This is a genomic window from Acetitomaculum ruminis DSM 5522 (assembly GCF_900112085.1).
Classification (GTDB): domain Bacteria; phylum Bacillota; class Clostridia; order Lachnospirales; family Lachnospiraceae; genus Acetitomaculum; species Acetitomaculum ruminis.
Window position 1 is genome coordinate 1 of sequence record NZ_FOJY01000022.1, and the last position, 26,402, is coordinate 26,402.

Here is a 26,402-nt window from a genome sequence, read left to right on the forward strand (position 1 = left end):
CTACACCTTTTCTCTTGCATAATTCACTTAAAATATGGGCTATGTCAGCTCTTATTTTTTGATATATTATCTTTCTTCTAAATTTTGGTGCGAATACGATATGATACTTACATTCCCATGTTGTATGTGCTAGACTATTTTTGTCCATTTGGATAAACCTCCTTTGATTTTTTAGTGCGGCTGTCGAACCGGCACTATTATATCATTGGAGGTTTTCCTTTTCTTGAAGCTAAAGCTCATTGGGAACACACCTGCATAGCAGGTGGTTTTATTGGTTTTCAATCCAAAAAGAAACCCGGTTGATTATTTTACCGGGTTCTTTTTTTTGGTTTTTTCGTCTTTTTTTATGTCATTATTATGGTTTAATCTGTCAATAAGCTGTTCTAAAAGATGTTTTTTTACATAAATATCAAAGGAAAGGGATGCGATAAATTCAAAAAGTTGTAAAAAGTCCTTTTCATCCTTTGGGAAATTTTCGAAACTTGTCTGACTTTTTTTGTATTTATCGGTTATGTCTTTAACTTCATCTTCTATCTTTGATTTTTGTTCGCTGTAAATTTCCTCGTATATTTTTAATAAATCAGTATTTGATTTATCATTATCAAAAAACTTATCACTTATGGGATTTAATATTTCCTGAATATCATTAATACTTAAGAAGCTCTTAAAATAATAGATTAAAATAAGCATTACCATATGCTCGCTGGTATATTTTTTCTTAATAGGAGGCGGTAGAAGCTTATTTTTAGCATAATTATTAATCATGGTTTTGGTAAGAATCTTGTCGTCCTTATAGCGTTTTGTGGGTGCTAATTTTGAATCCATAAAGGTGGTAACCTGATCCATATATAGCTCTATGTTTGGTATATCCCCGGGGTTTATATGACTAATATTTGATAATTGTCCAATTAAATCTTCTATAATTTCTTTACTTTTGTTATCCATATAACTGCCTTTCAAATATAGCTTTATTGTTTGATATACAAAATTGTAAATATTTCTTTTTTATAAATAATCTTTAAACTGCATCTAACATTATATAGTATTTAAAACCATGTTACAAGGGGACAAATAACCGTTATAATAAATAACTCACACTTGGACTTTTCTTAGCTTGCTGATTATGATATAATCTTGAAAGGTGTAAATGATTTATTAAGAACATACAAAGTGGGGAAGAGATAATGAGTATATATGATACATTAAATGATAAACAAAGAGAAGCTGTACTTATGACCGAAGGACCGCTTCTTATTTTAGCTGGGGCTGGTTCGGGAAAAACCCGTGTACTTACCCATAGGACAGCTTATCTCATAGAAGAAATGAAAGTAGCTCCCTGGAATATAATGGCTATTACTTTTACAAACAAAGCAGCCAACGAGATGAGGGAACGAATCACAAATCTGTTAGGATATCAGGCAGATGGAATCTGGGTTAGAACCTTTCATTCATCCTGTGTTATGATTCTTAGAAAATTTATTGACAGGATAGGTTTCAGCTCTAATTTTTCAATTTACGATACAGATGACCAGAAAACGGTTTTAAGAGAAGTTTGTAAAAAACTGAAAATTGATACAAAAATTTATAAAGAAAAGATGTTTCTCAGGGAAATATCCAAGGCTAAGGACGAATTTATATCACCTGCTGAATATATAAAAGAAAGCGGACAGGATGAATTTGCCGCAAAGCGTATTGCTGAAGTTTATGATGCTTATCAAAAGCGTCTTAAAGAAAATAATGCTTTGGATTTTGATGACATTATTGTTAAGACCATTGAGCTTTTAAGAAGCGATGCAGAAGTTTTGGAATATTATCAGGAAAAGTTTAAATATATAATGGTTGATGAATATCAGGATACTAATACAGTGCAGTTTATGCTTATTAGTCTTCTTGCAAAAAAATACAATAATTTGTGTGTTGTTGGTGATGATGACCAGTCTATTTACAAATTCAGAGGAGCCAATATTTATAATATATTAAACTTTGAAAAGGCATATCCAAATGCAAGAGTTATTAAGTTAGAGCAAAATTATCGTTCTACAAAGACCATTCTTGCAGCGGCAAACAGTGTCATTCACAACAACAGCGAAAGAAAAGACAAGTCCTTATGGACTGAGAATCCTGAAGGAGAAAAAATAGATTTCAGAGAATTTGAAAATGCCTTTGAAGAGGCTACCTATGTGGCAGAAGATATTAAATCAAAAGTTGCCTCAGGAAAGCTTAAATTCAGTGATTGTGCTATTCTTTACAGAACAAATGCCCAGTCAAGACTTTTCGAAGAAAAATTTATCAATCTGAATCTTCCTTATAAACTCATAGGTGGAGTAAACTTTTATTCCAGAAAAGAAATTAAAGATGTTTTGGCATATTTAAAAACCATAGCAAACGGAAATGATAATCTGGCTGTGAGAAGGATAATAAATGTACCCAAAAGAGGCATTGGTAATACCACTATTGGAAAGGTAAATGATTTTGCAGATTCTAGGGGCATAAGTTTTTATGATGCCTTAAAAGATGAGGAAAGTCTTGCAAATGTAGGAAAAGCCTCCACAAAGCTTAAGCCTTTTGTTGATTTGATTGAAGATTTAAGAAACAAGGAAGGTACTATTCCTTTAAAAGATTTAATAGACGAACTTTTAGAAAGAACAGGCTATATAGCAGATTTGCGTAATGAGAGAACGGATGAGGCTCTTACAAGAATTGAAAATATAGAAGAATTTATAAACAAGGCAGTGGATTATGAAGAAAATGCAGAAGAGCCAAGTCTTGGAGGCTTCATAGAAGAAGTTGCATTAGTTGCCGACATAGATTCTTATGATGATGCGACAGAATATGTTGTATTTATGACATTACATGGTGCAAAGGGACTTGAGTTTAAACAGGTATATCTTGCAGGTATGGAGGATGGCACTTTTCCAGGCTATTTCACCATAAATTCCGGGGATACTTCAGAGCTGGAGGAAGAAAGAAGACTTTGCTATGTAGGAATCACCAGAGCAAGAGAATTTCTTGCTATTACCTCTGCAAAACAAAGGATGGTTCATGGTGAAACAAAGTATTGCAAAAGGTCAAGATTTGTTAACGAAATACCGATTGAATTAATGAAGGAACAGCCTGTAGTTAAGCAGGAAAAGGTTATACCTATTGAAGGAAAAATGAAAACCGCTTATGCCAAAGCCAAGGCAGAATTTAAGGCAAAACCTTTTGAAAGTAAACAGTTTAAGGTTAATAAGGCAGAAGGTTTGTCCTATGTTGAGGGTGATACCGTAAAACATTTAAAATTTGGCCTTGGAACAGTTTTAAATATTGTTGATGGTGGCAGAGATTATGAAGTTACAGTAGATTTTCAAAAAAGTGGTGTAAAGAAAATGTTTGCATCATTTGCAAAATTAAAAAAAGTGTAATTAATCATTATAGGAGTTTTTAATGATTTAGATAGTATTAAGCTTCTTAAGTCAAATTATAAGAAAGCAAAAAATAGAAAGGAAGAAACAACTATGGATAAATTTAAAGATATGGTTGATATGAGAAGGATTGCAGAAATTGTTAGCAAATTAGACGAAGTTAAAGCACAAAAAAAGAAAGACAAAACACTTACTATACTTGCTGTTATAGGAGTTGTGGCAGTGGTATTGGGCCTTTGCTTTGCTATTTACAAATTCTTCACACCGGATTACTTAGATGACTTTGATGAAGATTTTGATGATGATGATATAGAGGATGATTTCTTTGAGGATGAAGAATAATTTATAATCTATCCTTTAATCACAGATAAAAGAAACTTTAATTAGGAAAACTTTTTTATATGATGTACTTGGATATTTACAGATGTAGGTATAGAAGTACATCATTTTAATTTTAGAAAAAATATCATTGCTAAGATAATAAGTCTGGGTTAGAATTAAAAAAGTTTTGAATCAAAAGAGAAATAAGGACTGACAGGTCTGAAAATTATATAAGAAAATGAGGACAAAAGATGAAAAAAGGAGATATATTATCAGGAGAAGTAGTAAGAATAGATTTTCCAAATAAGGGGATAATAAAAGTATATGATGAAAATATATCGGATTACCGAGAGGTAACAGTTAAAAATGCAATTCCCGGTCAGACAGTAAAATTTCAGATAAACAAAAAAAAGCATGGCCAGTTAGAGGGAAGATTATTGGAAATAATAGAAAAATCCTCCTTAGAAACAGCTGTGGCCTGTGAACACTACAAAGAATGTGGCGGATGTTTATATCAGGGAATCTCATATGAAAATCAGCTATCAATAAAAGAAGAGCAGATAAAAAAAATACTGGAAAATTCCTATAAAGAAGAATTTGACTTTGAAGGAATAATTGCCAGCCCCGTAACAAATGGCTATAGAAATAAAATGGAATTTTCCTTTGGTGACGAATACATGGATGGTCCTTTGGCTCTTGGACTTCATAAAAGAAACAGTTTTTATGATATTGTAGATATTACAGGCTGTAAAATCTGCCATGAAGATTTCAGTGCCATTATAAAAGCGAATTTGGAATATTTTAAATCAATAAAAGAAAATTATTTTCATAAAATGCGCCATGTTGGATTTTTAAGGCATCTTTTAATAAGAAAGGCTGCTTCCACAGGGGAAATACTTGTTAATCTTGTGACTTCTAGCCAGTCTGAACTAAGAAAAGAAGAATATGTGAAAATTCTTACTAATTTAAATCTTGAAGGGAAAATTGTGGGAATTTTACATACAATAAATGACAGTAAGGCAGACGCAGTTAAATGCGATGAAATGGAAATACTTTATGGCAAGGATTATTTCTTTGAAGAGATATTAGGTCTAAGATTTAAAATATCACCTTTCTCGTTCTTTCAAACCAATTCAAAGGGTGCTGAAATATTATATAGTAAAGCTAGAGAATATGCAGGAAACTACGGTGATGGAAAAGTAGTATTTGATTTATATTCGGGAACAGGAACCATTGCTCAGATAATGGCAAAAGTTGCTAAAAAAGTTGTGGGAATCGAGATTGTGGAGGAAGCGGTAGACGCAGCAAAAGAAAATGCAGATATTAATGGTATAGATAACTGCGAATTTATTGCGGGAGATGTATTAAAAGAGCTTGATAATGTTACACAAAAGCCGGATTTCATTATACTTGATCCCCCAAGAGATGGAGTAAATCCAAAAGCCTTAAAGAAAATAATTGATTTTAATGTGAAAAACATTGTTTATATATCTTGCAAACCAACCAGCTTAGCAAGGGATCTGGTAGAACTTAGAGCAGCCGGCTACAAAATAGTTAAAGGGTGTGGGGTGGATATGTTCCCATACACAGCAAACACAGAAAGTGTCATTCTTTTATCAAAAAGCGAAACAATGTAAAAAATAAGGACAATGATAACGCTTTAATAGTTTTCTAAGAATCTAATGTGAAAACAAAAAAAAGATTGGAAACAGCCAACAAAAAGACATAAAATATAAAAATCTGTAAATTTTAGGAAGTCTAATTTTTACAGATTTTTTTATGGGAAAAATCCCCTAATCGTTGATAAAATAATTGACTTACGACCGATTGTTAGTTAAAATAAATACAGTAAAATTAATTTTATATTATATTTGTAAATAAAATATAAAAATAGTAAGCATTGGAACTTAATGGTTTAGATATCGTTTGAACGCAGTGTAAGCAATCCCCCGCTTCAAATGCGTAAGCTTATTCTCACGCTTACATCTTTAGGGGAGTATTGATAAAAGGAAAAGAGGATAAAAGGATGGAAAAGGTTAATATGAAAGCTCAGATACTTAATGAAGCATTGGAGCTTTTTTCAAAGAGGGGATTTGAGGCTACAAGTATAGCTCAAATAGCAGAGGCTGTAGGATTAAAAAAAGCTTCTTTGTACAGTCATTTTGCAAGCAAGCAGGATATTTTAGATACATTGCTTGATGTAATGGAAAAAAAATACAGCGAAAATTCCATACTTTCAAAGGTAAACTGGGATAATCCGGAGTTTATAAAAGATATGGAAAAAATGTCAGCAAAAGATTTAGGAAACATGGTTAAAAGACATATCATTTTCATTATACATGAACCAGGAATCAGTAAAATGAGAAAATTTTTTACTATAGAGCAGTTTAGAAACGAAAAAATAGCCAAAGTTCAAACTCAACACAGCTATGAAGATATTTTAAAATTCAGTAATGGACTTATAAGATTTCTTATAAAAAAAGGTGACCTTGTAGATGATAATCCTGATATTATCGCAGCACAGTTTGCATGGCCGGTTTCAATTTGGATTAATCTTTGTGACAGGGAGCCGGAAAGGGAAGCAGAAGTACTGGAACTAGTAGACAGGCATATTCATCAAATGCTTAGAATATATAAAAATAACGATAATTCTTAAAAAGCGAGGAATGAAAATGGTTTTAATCATTGATACTACTGAAGAAAAGTTAGGAAAAAGAGTTGTTACGGAACTAAAAGATAATAAGGATATTTCATATGAGTACATTGATGCTTTAAGTTTGGACATTTTAAATTGTCAGGGCTGTAATTGCTGTTGGTTAAAAACTCCAGGACAATGTGTTATCAATGATGAATTTGAGCCGGTTTTAAAGAAAATAACCAAGGCAAGACAGGTATGGATGGTTACCGATACGAAATTTGGTTTTATTTCCTATAAGACAAAAAACATAATTGACAGACTTATACCTATAATAACCGTAAACTTGCATTTTGTGGGAAAACAGGTGAAGCATGTTGTAAGGTATGATAATAAGCCGGATTTCGGAATTATATATCTTGGACAGGGAGATAAGGATTATCTTTCTTACTGGTGTGAAAAGTGTGCCATAAATATCAATGGAAAATCCCTTGGTGTTTATGAAATAGAAAAATATAAGGAGGCTGTACTGTGCATGTAATGATTGTAAACGGAAGTCCGCGAGTTGAAAATTTAAGTAATACAGAAAAAATAATTGATGCCTTTGTAACCGGTTTGTCTGAGTGCGATGCTACATATGAAAGATATGCAATATCAAAAAGAAGCAGCTGGAAAAAAATCAAAGAAGCTTATATGAAAAATACAGAAATTATTTTTGCCTTACCCTTATATGCTGAAAATATACCGGGAATTATGTTGGAATTTTTAGAAACACTTCCAGCCAAAGATAGTAATACCAGATTGTCCTTTATTTTACAGGGGGGATTTGGAGAAGCAAGCCAGCTTGATTGCGGATTACGCTTTTTAAGAAATCTTCCAAAGTATCTGGGAGTAAGCTATGGGGGAACTTTAGTAAAAGGTGACAACTTTGGAATCAGAGTAGTTAAAGAAGAAATAATAAAATTTATTATACCTTATGTAGAACAGGGAAGGGCTTTTGTAAGAGAAAACGGCTTCAAATCTAAAAGGATTAAAAAGTTTGCAGGCCCGAAATATTATGCATTGCCTGTTAGAATTATTTACCAGTTTATTTTTATGACCTATGCCAAAAAGCGTTTTGCAAAGCTTGCTAAAGAATGGGGCAGCAGTGTTCCTATAGATTATAAACCCTGGGAATAATCTTTTAAAATAATTAACAAAATCTGTTATTATTCTTCAGATAAAGCTGTTATTATATTATAATGGAAAGCGAAACAATAAATTTTAACAGAAGGATAATGACATGAAATTAGAATTTGCTATATTAGATGCATTACAGACAATTCACACTCCATTATTGGATTCTATAATGATTTTTATCACAAAATTAGGTAATGGTGGCATGATTATGATTGCCTTCACAATACTGTTACTTATAATTCCCAAAACCAGAAAAACAGGCATGGTTTTATTAGCAGCACTTGTTTTGGAAGCTCTGGTAACAAATCTTTGTCTTAAACCCCTTGTAGCTCGAATCAGACCCTATGAAATAAAGGAAGGCATAAAACTTCTGATTTCGGCTCCTGTTGATTATTCATTTCCTTCAGGACATACAGCAGCTGGGTTTGCTTTAGTTTCAGCCTTGTTTTTTGAAAAAAAGAAAATTTGGATACCGGTTTTTTTACTAGCTTTTATTATAGCTTTTTCAAGGCTTTATTTGTATGTTCATTACCCAAGCGATGTACTTTGTGGAGCGATAATAGGAATAATATCAGGATTTTTTGCAAAGAAAATTGTTGAAAAGATAATAAAAAGAAGGAAAAATAAAGAAAAATCCTTTAAGGATAAAAAAGCGGCATAAAGAGGGGAGATATTTATTGACTAGAGAAGAATGGTTTGACAGATTATTTACCAGGCTTGATAATTCCAAATTTCGAAACAGCTTTCATTTAAAAGAAGAGGATGTAAAATATATTGAAAAAAAGGGTTTGGAAACCATAAAAGAACATGCAAAGGACTTTATCTTAAAAAGACAGGCACCGGCTTTTATTGCAAATGACGGAAAGCAGACTCCCATGAAGGGACATCCGGTTTTTATTGCTCAGCATGCTACAGCCACTTGTTGTCGAGAATGTATCAGAAAATGGCATACATTTAAGCCAGGGACTTGTCTGGGTCAAAAGCAGCAGGAATATCTTGTTGATGTTATTATGACCTGGATAAAAAAGGATATGAAATTATATTACAAAAATAATAAGGAGTTTTCAATGAAATCTAATTATGACATTATGGCCGAAAATATGAGGGTTAAATTTCTTGACTATGATCAGGAAGAAATAGTTAAAAATTATTCATTAAAATCTGATGAAGAATATATTTATTTTACATTTTTGTTAAAGGAATATTCTTTATCAAGAAAAGATGGGAAAATTTATAAGAAAAATGGAAAAGAATTAGTAGAAGAAAGGGAATTCAACGCCTTGGGGACAATTTATGATGTACTTTCCACTATGGGAGATGTGAATTTACCAAAAGGAAACTATGTTGATATTAAAAGTCTGAATAAATTGCAATATACTTCCTCCTCCCATAGTCTGGGAGAGGGATTTTTTACAAAAGGTGTAAAAGAATTCGACAAAGAACCGGAAAGATTAAAAATCGCCTGTGAAAAATTAAAGGGTCAGCCTTTTAATAAAGGCGATGTGGCTTACGAAATTTCTGTGTTTGACTTTATGAAAGTAATCTTTCAATTCTGGAAATCGGATGATGAATTTCCTGCAATTATTAATTTTTTCTGGGATGAAAGTATTTTGCACTTTATGAATTATGAGACAGTTTATTATGCCAGCTTAGCAGTATTAGATAGAATTAATGAAGAGTTCGAGGGAAAACAGATTTAAAAAAAGTTCTTTCTGATATTATTATTGAATTGAAAAAATACTTATTTTTATAGTTTTTTGTTGGTTGCAACCCCGGGTTGACAAATTTCAAGGTAAAATTGGTAGTGTGTAACCAGGAAAAAATGTATTGTGATTGCAGAAACGAAAGAAAATATTTCAAAAACTGATAATGGTTTTTAAACAAAATATAATTTAAAATTCCCTGTCAAAAAATTTGAAATATTCGTTAACGAAGGGAGATAGTAAGAATGATTTTAGCAGACAAAATTATTGAAGAAAGAAAAAAGAACGGATGGTCCCAGGAAGAACTGGCAGGTATGCTTGAGGTATCAAGACAGGCAGTTTCAAAATGGGAAAGTGCCCAGTCAACACCGGATCTTCAAAGAGTAATTAAAATGGCAGATATCTTTGGGGTATCTACAGATTACTTATTAAAAGATGAAATGGGAGAAAAGTTTTCTCTTAATGAAGAAAAGGATGCTGAAAACTCAAAGGGATATAGAAGAGTTTCAATGGAAGAAGCAAGTGATTATTTAAAATTTAAAGTTGAATCCTCTAAACAAGTGGCATCAGCTGTTTTCATGTGTGTAATAAGTCCGGTCCTTTTAATATTTTTAATGGGATTAGCTGATTCACATATATTAAATATTACTGAAAAAGCAGCAGTTTCAATAGGATTACTTGTATTGTTTGGTCTTGTATCAGTTGCAGTTTATACATTTTTGACAATTGGTACAAAGGATAAAAAATTTGAATATCTTAAAAAAGAACCTTTTGAAACAGCTTATGGTGTTGATGGAATGGTAAGAGAATTACAAAAAAACACAGAAGTAAGAAGAAACACATTCCTTGTTTTAGGCGTAATCTTATGTATTTTAAGTGCTGTACCTTTAGTAATTACAGCTATAATGGAGTGTCCTGATTATATTATTATTTCTATGGTTTCATTATTACTTCTTGTTGTTGGAGTAGGAGTTTATCTTATGATTTATTCAGGAATTTTAGGTGACTCTTACAAGGTACTTTTACAGGAAGAAGATTTTGAAATAGGTAAAAAGGGAATTGATAAAAAAATCGAGCCTTATAAACAAATTTACTGGAGTGTTATAACAGCAGTTTATCTCATATGGAGCTTCTTATCAGGTGATTGGGGATTTACATGGATTGTCTTTATGATAGGTGGTGTTTTATATGGCTCCATTGAAGTAATAATGAAAACAGTCATTGGCAGAAAATAAAATAAAAAGTAGGGAAAAGATAAAATTCCCTACTTTTTTGCGTATATAAGCGTATTTATTGCATTCTAAGCACAGTATTTTTAACACATTTATAAGTATTAACGAAAAAAGAGATTTTTTATCAAAAAAATGTGTACAAATAGCTGATTAAGTGTTAGAATATGATTTGTAAATGACATATGTCAAAAATAAAGCGCTTACAAAACGCAGAAGCAAACAAATATATTATATATTTTCTGTGGGAATTTTACAATTAAAAATCATATATGAGGTAGAAATATGGCCAGACCAAAAAAATGTAAAAGAATCTGTAGCATACCGGATATTGGTAAGTTTGTACCTGATAATGGTGAGACCCAGGCTAAGGCTATTACTATGACATTAGAGGAGTATCAATGCATCAGGCTTATTGATTATAAAGATGCTTCTCAGGAAGAGTGCGCCATAAGTATGAATGTTGCCAGAACTACGGTTACAGCTATGTATGATTCTGCAAGAAAAAAACTTGCAAAATGCCTGGTAGAGGGGAATATCCTTTATATCGAGGGCGGTAACTATGTTGTTTGTGATAAAAGTGCAGAATGTGCAGGCAGTAAGCCTTGTTGCGAGAGAAATCATGGCTGATGGCACAGGATTATTCTTTTATCAAAAAAGATTTTTAGGCAGTTTAAGCTGCTTAAATTTAGGAGGTAACTAATGGTTGTAGCAGTGACATATGAATATGAAACAGGAAATATATTTCAACATTTTGGACATACAGAATGTTTCAAAGTATATGATGTAGAGGATGGCCTTGTTAAAAATGGCCATGTAGAAAGTACAAATGGAAAAGGACACGGTGCTTTGGCAGGTGTTTTAAATGATTTAAAAGCAGATGTTCTTATTTGTGGAGGTATAGGCGGCGGTGCTCAAAATGCTTTGGCACAGGCTGGAATTAAGCTTTATGGAGGCGTTATGGGAAACGCAGATGAAGCAGTTGAAGCTTTTGCAAAAGGAAATCTTGATTTTAATCCAAATGTACATTGTGATGATCATGAACATCATGGCAATCATGTCTGTGGAGAACATGGCTGTCATTAATAAATGATAATTATGAAATGTATTATTAATTGTATCTGAATAAAAGTTGTTTTTAAATGAAAGCTTTTTATTTTGCTACCATAAATTCAAGAAAATGCTAAATTTTAGAAAACACTGTTCTAAAATTATATAACTTCAGCAAACCTTACCCAAAAGCATCTTCGAAGGATTTAAATAATAAAAAAGAATGTTTTAAAGATAACATGTTTAAAGATATCAAAAATACTATATTTAAAAAAGACCGTAGGATGAATTTTCCTGCGGTCTGTAAAATAAATTATGCATTTATTATAAATGTTCAAATTTAAATAAAATACAGTATAGAAGGTGTGTAATAATGCTTGAATTGAAGAATGTAACCTATGATGTTATTGAAGATGGCAAAACAAAAAGAATTATTGATCATCTGAATTTAACCATAGACGATGGAAAATTTGTAGTTATAACCGGCCCAAACGGTGGTGGAAAGTCCACTCTTGCAAAGCTTATTATGGGAATCGGACAGATAACTGAAGGACAGATATTATTTGACGGAGTTGATATTACAGAAAAAAATATCACTGAAAGAGCAAATCTTGGATTAAGTTTTGCCCTGCAGCAGCCGGTTACCTTTAAAGGAATCAAGGTAATCGATTTATTAAGACTTGCAGCGGGAGAAAGAATATCAGTATCAGAAGCCTGCGATTATCTTTCAAAAGTAGGTCTTTGTGCAAAAGAATATATAGATCGAGAAGTGAATTCATCATTATCAGGTGGAGAATTAAAAAGAATTGAAATAGCAACAGTTATTGCCAGAAAAACAAAATTCTCCATATTTGATGAACCAGAGGCAGGTATTGACCTTTGGAGCTTCCAAAACCTTATTCATGTATTTGAAAATATCAGAAAGACCATAAATGGAACTGTACTTATCATTTCTCACCAGGAGAGAATTTTAAATATTGCAGATGAGATAGTGGTTATTCAGGATGGAAAAGTTAAAAAACATGGTTCAAAAGATGAAGTATTTCCAGAACTTTTGGGTACATCCTCGGCTATTAATACAGCTTGTTCAAAATTAAATGAGGAGGTATCAACATGTTAGATAGCATACAAAAACACTTATTAGAAGAGGTGGCAGATCTTCATTCCGTACCGGAAGGAGCTTACAACATTCGTTCAAACGGACAGCTGGAATCAAGAAACACCACTGCCAATATTGATATTATTACAAAAACAGACAAAAGCGGAATAGATATAAAAATTAAGGACAATACAAAAAATGAAAGTGTTCATATTCCTGTAGTCCTTAGTAAATCAGGTTTAAAAGAAACAGTTTACAATGATTTCTACATTGGTGAAAATTGTGATGTTACAATAGTTGCCGGATGTGGCATAAGTAACTGTGGTGTTCAGGATGCAGAACACGACGGCGTACACCGTTTCTTTGTTGGGAAAAATTCAAAGATTCGTTATATTGAAAAACATTATGGCGAAGGTGACGGCACCGGAAACAGAATCTTAAATCCAAGAACTGAGGTATATCAGGAAGAAGGAAGTTATGTGGACATGGAAATGATCCAGATAAAAGGTGTAGATTCTACAAACAGAACAACAATTGCCAAACTGAAAAAAGATGCAAAAATGGTGGTACATGAAGGAATTATGACCCATGGTGGTCAAAAGGCCGAAAGTTCTTATGAAGTAGAATTAAATGGTGAAGGCTCAAGTGCAGATGTTGTTTCAAGAAGTGTTGCAAGAGACGATTCAACTCAGATTTTTTCAGCAAGTCTTATAGGAAACACAAAATGTAATGGACATGCTGAATGTGATGCCATCATCATGGATAAAGCCCATGTAGTAGCTATTCCAAGGCTTGATGCCAATGATGTGGACGCAGCATTGATTCATGAAGCTGCCATTGGAAAAATTGCAGGAGAACAGCTCATAAAATTAATGACTCTCGGACTTACTGAATCAGAAGCCGAGGAGCAGATCATCAATGGATTCCTTCATTGATTTAAAAATTCTTTTTCTTTTCATCAAAAGTGTGATACAATTAAAAAAATAGATTATTCGCAGTAATATTTACTGTGAATAATCTTTAACTGTGGAGGAAAACAGGTGGAAAGGGTTTCTGAGGAAAAGAAAAACGTTTCAAGAAAAAAGCGCATAAACGCCATAAGAAATTTTATTTTGATAGGAATACCGGTTACCTTGGTATTTCTTATTGTTGTTTGTGTATTTCTTTTGGTAAAAGTTTTTTCCCTTCAAAAACAAATTGATATGTTATATACCTCAAAGACCGGAACTACCTATCAGGCTGCTTTGGCAGAAGATTCCAAAAATGAAGAAGAAGCGGTCCAAGATGAGTTAGAACACTCTGTTTCAAATTCTGCCATTTTAGCAGGTTCCAAGGTTTATTTGACTTTTGATGACGGACCTAGTGAAAATACCTCCAGAATTCTTGATATATTAGACCAATACAATGTAAAGGCTACTTTTTTTGTAATAGGAAAAACAGATGATGTTTCAAAAGAAGCTTATAAAGCTATAGTTGAAAGGGGACATACCCTGGGCATGCATTCGTTTTCCCATCAATACAGTAATCTCTATTCATCTTTGGATAGCTTCAAATCAGACTTTTTCCAATTACAAAACTATTTATATGAAGTTACCGGCACTAGGCCGATTTTTTACAGATTCCCCGGGGGAAGTTCCAATCGGGTTTCAAAAGTTGATATGAAAGAATTGATAAATTTTCTTGAAGAAGAGGGAATAGAATATTTTGACTGGAATGATTCAAGTGGAGACAGTACAGGTAAAAACTATTCTACCCAACAGCTTGCTGAAAATGTCATTGCAAATATTAATACAAAAGGGGATACCTATGTATTAATGCATGATACTACAGATAAAATCAGGACAGTGGAAGCACTTCCTGTGATTATAGAAAAACTTCTGGATATGGATTTGAATCTGGTGGCAATCAATGGAAATTCAGTTCCGGTGCATCATATTGAAGCGAATGAAGAATAAATTAACTGGAGGTAAATTTACTTATGGGTTTTTTTAAAGACTTTAAGGACGACCTGACAGCGGCAGTTGACAGTGTTGTACCTGAATCCGCAGGAAATCTCAAAAAAAAGGAAGAAGATTTCGCAAAAGAACTTGAAGAAATGAAAGTGCCTGAAGGTATGAAAATTGAAAAGGACTTTTTGGAAATTGACGAACTTGTAGATGATGAAAAAGATGGAAGCGAGGACGATATCGAATTTGAAGAAAGCTTTTTAAATGAGATTGAAAGCGAAGATGTTCAAGAAGAAAGTATCGATTTTGAATTAAATGAAAAATCGAAATTATCAGCTTTAAGCCTTTTTGGTAATTCAAATGAAAAACAAAATGAAATACAAATGGAGGAGAATGAAAAAGTGAGTGAAGAATTAGAAATAAATGTAGAAGATGCAGTTGAAGTAGAAAATGAAGCAGTAATGCAAAAAAGAATACCTGGAGAAGCAACAGATGAAGTTACCATAATTACATCTGGTACAAGAATTGTGGGAAGTGTTGAATCAGAAGGTTCAGTTGAAATCAATGGAAACATTGATGGAGATGTAACCTGTAATGGTAAAATTACTGTTACCGGATGCATCAACGGAAATTCAGATGCAGCAGAATTTTTTGCTGATTCAGCTAAAATCGAAGGTGAGATTTCAGCAAGCGGAACTGTAAAAATAGGAATTGGTTCTACAGTTATTGGAAATATTTCTGCATCAAGTGTGGTTATTGCCGGAGCTATTAAAGGCGATATAGATGTTAAAGGACCTGTTGTTGTGGATACTTCAGCAGTTGTAGTTGGAGATATTAAATCTCGTTCAGTTCAGATTAATAATGGAGCAGTTATCGAAGGCTTCTGTTCACAGACTTATGCAGAAGTTGATGTAAAGACCATTTTCGGAGAGGAAGCATAATAATAATGAGAATATTGTTGAAGCTAAGTGGAGAAGCGTTAGCAGGTGATAAAAAAAGCGGCTTTGACGAGGCTACTGTATTAGGCGTGGCTAAACAGGTTAAAGCAGTTAAAGATACGGGAGTTTCATTGGCAGTTGTTACCGGCGGGGGAAATTTCTGGAGGGGCAGAAGTTCCGAAAATATAGAAAGAACAAAAGCAGATGCTATTGGAATGATGGCAACTGTGATGAATTGTATTTATGTTTCGGAAATATTCAGAAGTCTTGGAATGAAAACAAGCGTTTACACACCGTTTTTATGTGGCTCTTTCACAAAGCTTTATTCAAAGGATGCTGTTGAAGAAAGCTTTGCAAAGGATGAGGTTGTATTTTTTGCAGGCGGAACGGGACATCCTTATTTTTCAACAGATACAGCAACCTTACTAAGAGCAGTTGAAATTCAGGCTGACAGGATTCTTCTTGCCAAGTCCATAGACGGAGTTTATGATAGTGACCCAGCTATCAATAAAGACGCTAAAAAATACGATAGGATTACTATTGAAGAGGTAGTAGAAAAGAAACTTGGTGTAGTAGATATGGCTGCCTCGGTATTGGCAATGGAAAATAAAATGACGATGCAAATCTTTGACTTAAATGAAAAAGATAGTATAATAAATGCTGTTAAAGACGAAAATATAGGTACATTGGTTACAGCATAGCATTGGAGGAATTATAATGAGCGAACTTTTAACTGACTTAGAAGAAAGAATGAAAAAGTCAATTTCAAATCTTGATGAAGAATATACTTCAATAAGGGCAGGACGTGCAAATCCTCATATCCTTGATAAGGTAAAGGTGGATTATTATGGTGCACCGACACCTTTATCACAGGTTGCAAATATAAGTGTGCCTGAGGCAAGAATGATTCAGATTCAGCCTTGGGATGCATCATTATTGAAGGATATTGAAAAAGCTATTTTAACATCTGATTTAGGACTTAATCCAACTAACGATGGAAAAGGAATCAGACTTCTTTTTCCGGAACTTACAGAGGACAGAAGAAAAGAACTTGTTAAAGATGTTAAGAAAAAAGGCGAAAATTGTAAAGTTGCTGTTAGAAATATCAGAAGAGATGGAAATGACACCATAAAAAAACAGCAAAAGAACAAAGAAATTTCCGATGATGAAGTTAAGGAATTAACAGATAAAATTCAAAAGATTACAGATAAATACATCAAACAGGTTGATGATGCCATAGAATCCAAATCAAAAGAGATAATGACAATTTAGCTTTATGGATAATCTTGGATTTTAGAAAATCTATGGAATTTTAAGTAAAAGGAGCATGATTATCATGTTCCTTATATTTTAGTATAATAATTATTAATGAGAAATCCTGATAAAATATATTTAAATGGAGATAATTTATGAAGATACCACAACATGTAGCTGTTATTTTAGATGGAAATGGAAGATGGGCCAAAGAAAGAAAAATGCCAAGAACCTATGGTCATAAACAAGGTGCTAAAACCTTAGAGGATATGTGCGAAATTGTTTATAATGAAGGTATTAAATATTTTACAGTATATGCTTTTTCTACTGAAAACTGGGCTCGCCCTCCAAAAGAAGTGGTAGCTATCATGACACTTCTTAGAAATTATATGAAAACAAGTATTAAAAGAGCAAATGACAATAACATGAGAGTCAGAGTAATTGGCGATTTAGATAAGCTTGATGATGATCTTAAAGAAAGTATTCTGAAGCTTGAAGATGCTACCAAAGACAATACGGGATTGAATTTTCAAATTGCATTAAACTATGGTTCAAGGGATGAAATGATTCGTGCCATGAAAAAAATGTTTATTGAAATGAAAGAAAACAATGAAGACGCAGACGCCATAACCATGGAACGCTTTTCTTCTTTTTTAGATACGAAAGATATACCGAATCCGGATCTTTTAATAAGGACTTCAGGAGAGGAAAGAATTTCCAATTTCCTTTTATGGCAGATAGCCTATAGTGAACTTTATTTTACAGATGTAAACTGGCCGGATTTTAATAGGGAAGAATTACTTAAAGCTATAGAGTCCTACAATTTACGAGACAGAAGATATGGCAAAATAAAGGAGGAAGAATAATGTTTAAGGAAAGGCTTATAAGCGGCATTATACTTGTTGTCCTGGCACTTTTTTTAATAATTCTTGGAGGAAATATACTTCTTTTAACAGTTACCGTTCTTTCCGGCATAGGAATGTATGAACTATACAAAATCGCTGATATTCAAAAAAATATTTTAGGAATAATATCATATATTTCAATGATTGCCTATTATGTTTTTTTGTATTTTAAAATGCCTGATAAGTACACTATAATACTTATACTAGTGCTTTTAATGCTTCTTATGACAGCTTATGTTTTTACTTTTCCAAAATATAAGGCAAAAGATGTAATTATGGCAGTATTTGGCTTTATTTATGTTGCTTTGATGCTTTCGTATATATATAAAACCAGAATGTTGCCGGGAGGAGCCTTTAGCGTTTGGCTGATATTTATATGCTCCTGGGGGTGTGATACCTGTGCTTATTGTGTTGGTAAACTTATTGGTAAGCATAAAATGACTCCTGTGCTTTCCCCTAAAAAAACAATCGAAGGTGGAATTGGAGGACTTATAGGAGCAGCTTTACTGGGAATAATATATGGATATTTTACAAAAGATTATGTTAATGGGTATTCAATATCCCTTCCACTGGCTTATGGTATAATTGCTTTTGTGGGAGGTCTTATTTCTATGGTGGGTGATCTTGCTGCATCAGCCATAAAAAGAGACAACGATGTAAAAGACTATGGAAATCTTATACCAGGACACGGAGGAATCTTAGACAGATTTGACAGTGTTATATTTACAGCTCCGGTAATATTTTATCTGGCAGAATTTTTATTAAGATAAAAAATTAAAAAATAATTCTTAAAATAGACACAATTATTCTCTAAAATGAAAACTTGTGAAAAATAAAAAGGTGAATTGCATGAAAAATATCGTGATTCTTGGCTCTACAGGTTCTATTGGAACCCAGGCATTAGAGATAATAGAGGAAAAAAATGATCTGGCAGCTTATGCTTTGGCTGCTAATAAAAATATTAAGCTTTTAGAAGAACAATGTAGAAAATTCAAGCCTAAAAAGGTTTGCGTTTATGACAGTGAAAGTGCAAAAAAGTTTAAAGAAAATATAAAAGACCTTTCAATAGAAGTACTTTCTGGAATGGATGGACTTATTGAGTTGGCAACCATGAAAAACAGCGATATAGTCTTAGGTGCAATGGTGGGAATGATAGGAATAAGGCCTACAATAGCAGCCATAAAATCCAAAAAGACAATAGCTTTGGCAAATAAGGAAACTTTGGTATGTGCAGGACATATTATTATGGATCTTGCAAAAAAAGAAGGCGTGGATATTTTGCCGGTTGACAGTGAACATAGTGCCATTTTCCAATCTTTAAATGGTGAAAATCATGACACTGTTTCAAAGATACTCCTTACTGCTTCCGGAGGCCCTTTCAGGGGTAAAAGTATAGAAGAACTTAGAAACATTAAGCCAGAGGATGCGTTAAAACATCCAAACTGGAATATGGGTAGAAAAATTACCATTGACTCTTCAACTTTAGTAAATAAGGGACTAGAGGTAATTGAAGCAAAATGGCTTTTTGACGTAGATGCGAAAAATATTCAGGTGGTGGTTCAACCCCAAAGTATAATCCATTCCATGGTGGAATATTGTGACGGAGCAGTTATTGCCCAGCTTGGAGTTCCAGATATGAAACTTCCTATTCAGTATGCTTTTACATGGCCCAAAAGAAAGCCAATGTATAATAATAAACTGGATTTTTGGGAGCTTAAAAATATTACCTTTGATAAACCGGATATGGAGACTTTCTATGGATTAAGGCTTGCTTATGATGCCATAGAAAAAGGAGGAAATCTTCCAACGGTTTATAATGCCGCAAACGAACTTGCAGTAGCAAAATTTTTAGAAAATAAAATTGATTATCTTCAAATTCCGGAGATAATAGATTATTCTATGAAAAATTGTAGTTTTCTTGAGTCACCTTCCATAGAAAAAATATTGGAAACAGAAAGAGAAGTATATGAATTAATAGAAAGCAGGTGGTAATTTGAGAATAATAGTAGCATTATTAATATTTAGCCTTATAATAATTTTCCACGAATTTGGACATTTTTTGTTGGCCAAAAAAAATGGAATTTGTGTATTGGAATTTTCACTGGGTCTTGGACCTACCATAGTGGGATTTACAAAAGGAGAGACTAAATATTCATTAAAGCTTTTGCCTTTTGGTGGCGCTTGTATGATGCTTGGGGAAGATGAGGATTCTGATAATGAAAGAGCCTTTGGTAATAAATCAATAGCAGCAAGGATGTCTGTAGTTTTGGCAGGTCCTATATTTAATTTCATTTTAGCCTTCATTTTTTCTGTAATAATAATTGGAACAATAGGATATGATTCTCCCGTTATTTCAGGGGTAATAGAAGGTTCATCTGCTGAAGAAGTAGGCCTGAAAGAAGGAGATAAAATCCTTAAAATAGATAATACAAATGTTACAATTTACAGAGATATTTCTCTTTATACAACTACACATCCAAATGCTCAAAAAGTTGATGTAGTATATGAAAGAGATGGTAAAAGTTACGAAACCACTATTACGCTTAAGGCCAGTAAAGAAGACGGAAGAAAGCTTATGGGTATAGCAGGAAGCATAGGAAGAGTAAAAGGTGATGTTTTCACAGTTATAAAATACAGCTTTAATGAAGTTGGCTTTTGGATAAAACTTACCGTGGCAAGCTTAAAGATGCTTGTAACAGGGGGAGTATCATTAAATGACATGTCAGGCCCTGTAGGAATAGTAAATGTAATTGGAAATACCTATGAACAGTCCATCATGGAAGGATTGTTAGTTACATTTTTAAATATGTCAAATATGATAATTTTATTAAGTGCCAACCTTGGAGTAATGAACCTTCTTCCGATTCCGGCACTTGATGGTGGAAGATTTGTATTTTTGTTTATTGAAGCAATTAGAGGAAAGAAATTTGATCCTCAAAAAGAAGGCCTAGTAAATACAGCATTTTTTGCTATATTAATGGTATTTATGGTGCTTATAATGATTAATGATATTAGAAAGCTATTTTAACCAGAAAATAATACAGTCCATGCCGGTTTTGACAGGGAGGTTATATTTTGACCAGAGAAAATACAAAAGTAATAAATATAGGTGGAGTAAAAATAGGTGGTGGTAATCCCATAAGGATTCAGTCTATGACCAATACAAAAACTTCAGATGTAGAAGCTACAGTTAAACAGATAGATGCCCTTACAAAAGCAGGATGTGAGATTATAAGATGTGCAGTTCCCGATATGGAAGCTGCACTTGCTTTAAAAGAAATAAAAAAACAAATCTCCATTCCATTAGTAGCTGATATCCATTTTAATTATAAATTAGCAATTGCTTCCATGGAAAACGGTGCTGATAAAATCAGAATTAATCCCGGAAATATCGGAGATACAGACCGAATAAAAGCAGTAGTAGAAGTAGCAAAAGAAAGAAATATTCCAATAAGAGTTGGGGTAAACAGCGGTTCCTTAGAAAAAGATATTGTTGAAAAATACAATGGTGTTACAGCCCAGGGAATAGTTGAAAGCGCTCTGGACAAGGTAAAAATAATAGAAGACCTAGGCTATGATAATTTAGTTGTTAGCATAAAATCCGCAGATGTAATGATGTGCCTACAGGCTCATGAACTTATCAGTAAACAGATAAATTATCCATTACATGTTGGAATAACAGAAGCCGGTACCATTATTTCAGGTAATATCAAATCTTCCATAGGTCTTGCTCTTATATTAAATCAGGGAATAGGTGATACCATAAGAGTATCCCTTACAGGAAGTCCTTTGGAGGAAATTAAATCCGCAAAAATAATTTTAAGAACATTGGGTCTTAGAAAAGGAGGAATTGAGATAGTTTCCTGCCCTACCTGCGGAAGAACACAGATAGATCTTATAGGTCTTGCCAATAAAGTAGAAAATATGGTGGAGGATATTCCCCTTGATATTAAAGTAGCGGTAATGGGTTGTGTGGTAAACGGGCCTGGTGAGGCTAAAGAAGCAGATATTGGAATTGCCGGTGGAAAAGGTGAAGGAATCATCATAAAAAATGGTGAGATTTTAAAGAAAGTTAAAGAAGAAGCTTTGTTAGATGAACTTCGCATGGAAATATTGAAGTTTATGTAGTTATTGAAAGGCTGGTGGAATATTGGAGAAATTATTTTCTGAAGTTTTTCCTACATTAAAACTTGATAATACCACGAACGAACTTTTAAAAGAAGCAAGAGTTTTAAAAGTATCTTCAAACAGAAATCACGATTACATTAATGTTTACATTAATAATAACAGATTGATACCTAAATTTCGAATCTATAAAATAGAAGACAGTATAAAAACTCAGCTTTTTCCGGGAAATAGAATAACGATAAAGGTATATGAGCATTTTGATTTGTCAGATGCTTATACACCGAAAAAACTTTATGAAGCATACAGGGAAAGTATGCTTTTTGAGTTAAGAAGAGAAAGTATGATGGAATACAATATGCTTTCCCATGCTGATATAAATTTTTTAAGTGATAAGGTAATGTCCATTAAAATAAATGATTCTGTAATATCCAGGCAGAAAATAAAATCTCTAAAGGGTTACATCACAGATGTTTTTAATGAAAGATGTGGTGTGGAGTTAGAAGTTCACGAAGAGTTTACAGAAAATTTCTCAGATTATCTTTTAAAAGAAAATGAGATAAGAATGAGACAGGAAATCGATAACATTGTGGAAAACTCATCCTTGAGTCGTAAAAAAGAAGAAGAAAACTCCAAGGATGTGGATAACATTATCCCAAAAGGAAATGAATCAAAAGAGAACAATTCAGAAGATTCACAAAAAAATCAAAAGAAAGATACTGATAAAGCTAAATCTTACAAGGCAAAAGAAGGAGGATTTAGCAGAAGAAGAACCTCAGTAAAAGAAGAAAATATGATCTACGGCCGTGATTTCGAAGGCGAGGAAATCAACTTATGTGATATAGCTGAAGAAATGGGTGAAGTTATCGTTAAGGGTAAAATTATTGAGGTTGAAACCCGTGAAATCAGAGACGAAAGAACAATTATTACCTTTACCCTTACTGATTTTACAGATTCTATTCAGGCAAAAATATTTGTCACAAATGAAGAACTTCCTGCTACTTTAAACGCTTTAAAAAAAGGAAAATTTGTAAAAGTTAAAGGAGTAACTGCTCTTACCAAGTATGACAGGGATATTACCATAAATTCCGTAAGAGGAATTAAACCTACCGCGGATTTTTCAAATCAGAGAATGGATACAGCCCCTGTAAAAAGAGTTGAACTACACTGTCACACCAAGATGAGTGACATGGATGGCGTATCAGATGTAAAAGATATTGTTAAACAGGCCATAAAATGGGGACATTCAGCTATTGCCATTACTGACCATGGTGCAATTCAGGCCTTCCCTGATGCACATCATGTAGTTGAAGATTCAAAAAATGCCATAAAAGTAATTTACGGAGTGGAAGCATACCTTGTAGATGACTTAAGACAAATTGTAGAATATCCCAAAGATGCAATTTTAGAAAATCGTTTAAAAGAATACGGACAAAACTTTGACGGTGATTTTGTTGTTTTTGATTTGGAAACCACAGGTTTTTCTGCTAATAAAGACAGAATCATAGAAATCGGTGCGGTAAAAGTATCAAATGGAAAGATAGAAAAGAGATTTTCAAGTTTTGTAAATCCAAAGATACCTATTCCATTTAAGATAGAACAGCTTACAGGCATAAACGATGACATGGTATTAGATGCTCCGGTCATGGAGGAAGTTCTTCCTGAGTTTTTAGAATTTTGCAAGGGCTGTGTTTTAGTTGCTCATAATGCATCTTTTGATGTGGGATTTATAAAAGAAAAAGCTAGAAGAATAGGAAAAGATGTGGATTTTTGTGTGATAGATACTGTAGGTCTTGCAAGACTTCTCCTTCCAAATTTAAACAGATTCAAGCTTGATACAGTTGCAAAAGCCCTTAATATTTCCCTTGAAAATCACCACAGAGCAGTTGATGATGCCGCCTGTACCGCAGAAATTTTTGTGAAATTTATAAAAATGTTAAAGGAAAGGGATATTTTTAATACGGATGAGTTATACGATAAGGGAAAACTTTCCGTTGAAGCTATCCAAAAGCTTAAAACCTACCATGCCATTATTTTAGCCAGAAATGATATAGGAAGAGTAAACTTATACAGACTTGTTTCAATGTCTCATTTAAAATATTTTCATAAAAGGCCCATAATACCTAAAAGTGAATTCTCAAAATATAGGGAAGGACTGATACTTGGTAGTGCCTGTGAGGCAGGAGAATTATTTCAGGCCATGCTGGCAGAAAAATCTGATGAATATATTGCTCAAATAGTTAATTATTATGATTATCTTGAGGTTCAGCCTATTGGCAATAACCGATTTATGATAGCATCAGATAAGCATTGGGTAAAAAACGAAGAAGATTTAAGAGATTTAAATCGAAAAATAATAGAACTAGGTGACAAATTTAAAAAGCCTGTAGTAGCTACCTGTGATGTACATTTTCTAAATCCGGAGGATGAAGTATACAGGAGAATAATAATGAAGGGAAAGGGCTTTGATGATGCCGATAATCAGGCACCTTTGTTTTTACATACAACAGATGAAATGCTGGAAGAATTTTCCTATCTTGGATATGACAAGGCAAGGGAAATTGTCATAGATAATCCTAATTTTATTTCAGACTGTTGTGAAAATATATCACCTGTAAGACCTGATAAGTGTCCACCTCAGATTGAAAATTCTGATGCTACCCTTACTAATATTTGTTTAGACAAGGCAAAGCAAATATACGGAGAAAATCTTCCGGAAGTTGTAGACAAAAGACTGAAAAAAGAGCTAAATTCCATTATTTCCAATGGATTTGCCGTAATGTATATTATTGCCCAAAAACTTGTATGGAAGTCCAATGATGATGGATATCTGGTAGGCTCCAGGGGATCTGTAGGTTCTTCCTTTGTGGCTACAATGGCAGGAATTACAGAGGTAAACCCTTTAAGTCCTCATTATATTTGTCCTAAATGTCATTATTACGATTTTGACTCGGAAGAGGTAAAATCCTATGCCGGTCGATGCGGTGTTGACATGCCGGATGCCACCTGTCCAAAATGTGGTGAAAGACTAAAAAAAGAAGGGTTTGACATTCCATTTGAAACCTTTCTAGGTTTTAAAGGAAACAAAGAACCGGATATTGATTTGAATTTTTCAGGAGATTATCAAAGTTCAGCTCATAAATACACGGAGGTAATATTCGGTGAAGGACATACCTTTAAAGCAGGAACCATTGGTACTTTGGCTGATAAAACAGCATTTGGTTATGTGAAAAATTATTATCAGGAAAAAGGTATTCATAAAAGAAACTGTGAAATCACAAGACTGGTAGGTGGTTGTGTTGGTGTAAGGCGTACTACAGGACAGCATCCTGGAGGAATTGTTGTTCTTCCCCATGGAGAAGAAATATATTCCTTTACTCCGGTCCAACATCCGGCCAATGATATGACATCAGATATAATAACCACCCATTTTGATTACCATTCCATTGATCATAACCTTCTTAAGCTTGATATCTTAGGACATGATGATCCTACCATGATTCGTATGCTTGAGGATTTAACAGGTTTAAATGCTAGGGAAATACCTTTGGATGACCAGACGGTAATGTCATTGTTTACCAGTACAAAAGCTCTTGGAATAGAACCGGAGGATATAGACGGATGCACCTTAGGTTCCCTTGGTATTCCGGAATTTGGTACCGAATTTGTAATACAGATGCTTAAAGATACAAAACCAAGTTGTTTTTCTGATTTAATAAGGATTTCTGGTTTGTCCCATGGTACCGATGTGTGGCTTGGAAATGCACAAACCCTTATTGAAGAGGGAAAAGCCACTATTTCAACGGCTATCTGTACCCGTGATGACATTATGACCTATTTGATAAATAAAGGAGTGGAAAGTGAGCTTTCTTTCAACATAATGGAAAAAGTCCGTAAGGGAAAAGGCTTAAATGATGATTTTATTAAAGCCATGAAAGAACATGATGTTCCAGACTGGTATATCTGGTCCTGTCAAAAAATACAATACATGTTTCCAAAAGCTCATGCGGCAGCCTATGTTATGATGGCATGGCGTATTGCCTATTGTAAGGTTTTTTATCCTCTTGCCTATTACGCAGCATATTTTAGTATAAGAGCAAAAGCATTTGATTATGAAATGATGTGCCTTGGAAAAGAAAAGCTTGAGGAACATATGGAAGATTTAAAGCGAAGAAAAGATACACTTACGGAAAATGAAAAACTATCCTTGAAAGATATGAGAATCGTCCAGGAAATGTATGCCAGAGGCTTTGAATTTCTTAAAATAGATATTTTTAAAGCCGGTGCCAAACGCTTTAAAATAATAGACGGGAAGCTGATGCCTGCTTTAAATACTATTGCCGGTCTTGGAGATTCCAATGCTGAAATGATAGAAAAAGCATCAAAAGACGGTCCTTACCTGTCAAAGGATGATTTCAGGGAAAGAACAAAGACAACAAAGACCACCATAGAAAAAATGGTGGAATTACGAATTCTTGAAAATCTTCCGGAATCCAATCAGCTGTCACTGTTTGATTTTATTTAGGAAAGATTTGGTAGTTATATAAAATTTTGTAACAATCAATTTAAACAAATAAATTTACAAAATTATCAATTTTACACAATTAATTTAAA

The 26,402-nt window shown here is 33.4% G+C and carries 25 protein-coding genes; 23 read left to right on the forward strand and 2 right to left on the reverse strand.

The genetic code is table 11. From position 1 onward, the window contains the following. Positions 1-148: transposase (locus BM153_RS11820; protein ID WP_177205674.1), on the reverse strand; the 148-nt coding region annotated here is incomplete at its 3' end. A gap of 155 nt (positions 149-303) precedes the next feature. Further along, a complete protein-coding gene (locus BM153_RS11825; RefSeq protein ID WP_092874217.1) occupies positions 304-945 on the reverse strand; it encodes a DUF1836 domain-containing protein in 642 nt (213 codons plus the stop codon). Between the two features lie 239 nt (positions 946-1,184). Here BM153_RS11825 and pcrA point away from each other — a divergent pair, with 239 nt between their 5' ends. The 23 genes from pcrA (at position 1,185) to BM153_RS11940 (ending at position 26,313) form a co-directional block, all read left to right on the forward strand. Next, positions 1,185-3,404, forward strand: a complete 2,220-nt coding sequence (gene pcrA, locus BM153_RS11830; RefSeq protein WP_092874220.1) for a DNA helicase PcrA — start codon at positions 1,185-1,187, stop codon at positions 3,402-3,404. A 93-nt stretch (positions 3,405-3,497) separates the two neighbouring features. Continuing rightward, positions 3,498-3,746, forward strand: a complete 249-nt coding sequence (locus tag BM153_RS11835) for a DUF4366 domain-containing protein (RefSeq protein WP_092874223.1) — start codon at positions 3,498-3,500, stop codon at positions 3,744-3,746. A gap of 230 nt (positions 3,747-3,976) precedes the next feature. After that, complete coding sequence (gene rlmD, locus BM153_RS11840; RefSeq protein ID WP_092874226.1) at positions 3,977-5,362, forward strand: 23S rRNA (uracil(1939)-C(5))-methyltransferase RlmD; 1,386 nt, start codon at positions 3,977-3,979, stop codon at positions 5,360-5,362. Between the two features lie 389 nt (positions 5,363-5,751). Further along, positions 5,752-6,381: a TetR/AcrR family transcriptional regulator gene (locus BM153_RS11845; RefSeq protein WP_092874229.1), complete on the forward strand. Its 630-nt coding sequence runs from the start codon at positions 5,752-5,754 to the stop codon at positions 6,379-6,381. 16 nt (positions 6,382-6,397) lie between these two features. Further along, positions 6,398-6,901 carry a flavodoxin family protein gene (locus BM153_RS11850; RefSeq protein WP_092874232.1) on the forward strand — a complete coding sequence of 168 codons (504 nt, stop codon included), beginning with the start codon at positions 6,398-6,400 and terminating at the stop codon, positions 6,899-6,901. Continuing rightward, the gene (locus BM153_RS11855; protein ID WP_092874235.1) at positions 6,892-7,539 is read left to right on the forward strand and encodes a hypothetical protein; all 648 of its coding nucleotides are present in this window, start codon (positions 6,892-6,894) and stop codon (positions 7,537-7,539) included. Before BM153_RS11850 ends, BM153_RS11855 begins: the two co-directional genes overlap by 10 nt. 103 nt (positions 7,540-7,642) lie before the next feature. After that, positions 7,643-8,200 (forward strand): phosphatase PAP2 family protein, encoded by a 558-nt coding sequence (locus BM153_RS11860; RefSeq protein WP_092874238.1) that lies wholly within the window; start codon positions 7,643-7,645, stop codon positions 8,198-8,200. A 16-nt stretch (positions 8,201-8,216) separates the two neighbouring features. Next, positions 8,217-9,239, forward strand: a complete 1,023-nt coding sequence (locus BM153_RS14335) for a DUF4186 family protein (RefSeq protein WP_177205676.1) — start codon at positions 8,217-8,219, stop codon at positions 9,237-9,239. A gap of 248 nt (positions 9,240-9,487) precedes the next feature. Next, positions 9,488-10,477 (forward strand): helix-turn-helix domain-containing protein, encoded by a 990-nt coding sequence (locus BM153_RS11870; RefSeq protein ID WP_092874241.1) that lies wholly within the window; start codon positions 9,488-9,490, stop codon positions 10,475-10,477. Between the two features lie 279 nt (positions 10,478-10,756). After that, complete coding sequence (locus BM153_RS11875; protein ID WP_092874244.1) at positions 10,757-11,101, forward strand: DUF134 domain-containing protein; 345 nt, start codon at positions 10,757-10,759, stop codon at positions 11,099-11,101. 72 nt (positions 11,102-11,173) lie between these two features. Next, entirely contained in the window at positions 11,174-11,557 is a 384-nt protein-coding gene (locus tag BM153_RS11880; RefSeq protein WP_092874247.1) for a NifB/NifX family molybdenum-iron cluster-binding protein, read from the forward strand. A 337-nt stretch (positions 11,558-11,894) separates the two neighbouring features. Next, on the forward strand, positions 11,895-12,641 hold the full coding sequence (locus BM153_RS11885) for an ABC transporter ATP-binding protein (RefSeq protein WP_092874250.1): 747 nt from the start codon (positions 11,895-11,897) through the stop codon (positions 12,639-12,641). Further along, positions 12,635-13,555 (forward strand): SufB/SufD family protein, encoded by a 921-nt coding sequence (locus tag BM153_RS11890; protein ID WP_092874253.1) that lies wholly within the window; start codon positions 12,635-12,637, stop codon positions 13,553-13,555. The genes BM153_RS11885 and BM153_RS11890 overlap by 7 nt, the downstream gene beginning before the upstream one ends. 105 nt (positions 13,556-13,660) lie before the next feature. Beyond that, positions 13,661-14,575, forward strand: coding sequence for a polysaccharide deacetylase family protein (locus BM153_RS11895; RefSeq protein ID WP_092874256.1), 915 nt, complete (start codon positions 13,661-13,663; stop codon positions 14,573-14,575). A gap of 23 nt (positions 14,576-14,598) precedes the next feature. Beyond that, positions 14,599-15,507, forward strand: coding sequence for a bactofilin family protein (locus BM153_RS11900; protein WP_092874259.1), 909 nt, complete (start codon positions 14,599-14,601; stop codon positions 15,505-15,507). Between the two features lie 2 nt (positions 15,508-15,509). After that, on the forward strand, positions 15,510-16,205 hold the full coding sequence (pyrH, locus tag BM153_RS11905; protein ID WP_092874262.1) for a UMP kinase: 696 nt from the start codon (positions 15,510-15,512) through the stop codon (positions 16,203-16,205). Positions 16,206-16,221: 16 nt separating this feature from the next. After that, entirely contained in the window at positions 16,222-16,776 is a 555-nt protein-coding gene (gene frr, locus BM153_RS11910) for a ribosome recycling factor (protein ID WP_092874265.1), read from the forward strand. A 137-nt stretch (positions 16,777-16,913) separates the two neighbouring features. Then, entirely contained in the window at positions 16,914-17,624 is a 711-nt protein-coding gene (locus BM153_RS11915) for an isoprenyl transferase (RefSeq protein ID WP_092874268.1), read from the forward strand. After that, positions 17,624-18,433 (forward strand): phosphatidate cytidylyltransferase, encoded by an 810-nt coding sequence (locus tag BM153_RS11920; RefSeq protein WP_092874271.1) that lies wholly within the window; start codon positions 17,624-17,626, stop codon positions 18,431-18,433. Before BM153_RS11915 ends, BM153_RS11920 begins: the two co-directional genes overlap by 1 nt. A 79-nt stretch (positions 18,434-18,512) precedes the next feature. After that, a complete protein-coding gene (locus BM153_RS11925; RefSeq protein WP_092874274.1) occupies positions 18,513-19,655 on the forward strand; it encodes a 1-deoxy-D-xylulose-5-phosphate reductoisomerase in 1,143 nt (380 codons plus the stop codon). Position 19,656: 1 nt separating this feature from the next. Next, a complete protein-coding gene (rseP, locus tag BM153_RS11930; protein WP_092874278.1) occupies positions 19,657-20,691 on the forward strand; it encodes an RIP metalloprotease RseP in 1,035 nt (344 codons plus the stop codon). Between the two features lie 47 nt (positions 20,692-20,738). Next, positions 20,739-21,791, forward strand: a complete 1,053-nt coding sequence (gene ispG / locus BM153_RS11935) for a flavodoxin-dependent (E)-4-hydroxy-3-methylbut-2-enyl-diphosphate synthase (RefSeq protein ID WP_092874281.1) — start codon at positions 20,739-20,741, stop codon at positions 21,789-21,791. A 22-nt stretch (positions 21,792-21,813) separates the two neighbouring features. Further along, a complete protein-coding gene (locus tag BM153_RS11940) occupies positions 21,814-26,313 on the forward strand; it encodes a PolC-type DNA polymerase III (protein WP_092874284.1) in 4,500 nt (1,499 codons plus the stop codon). Positions 26,314-26,402 lie beyond the last annotated feature (89 nt).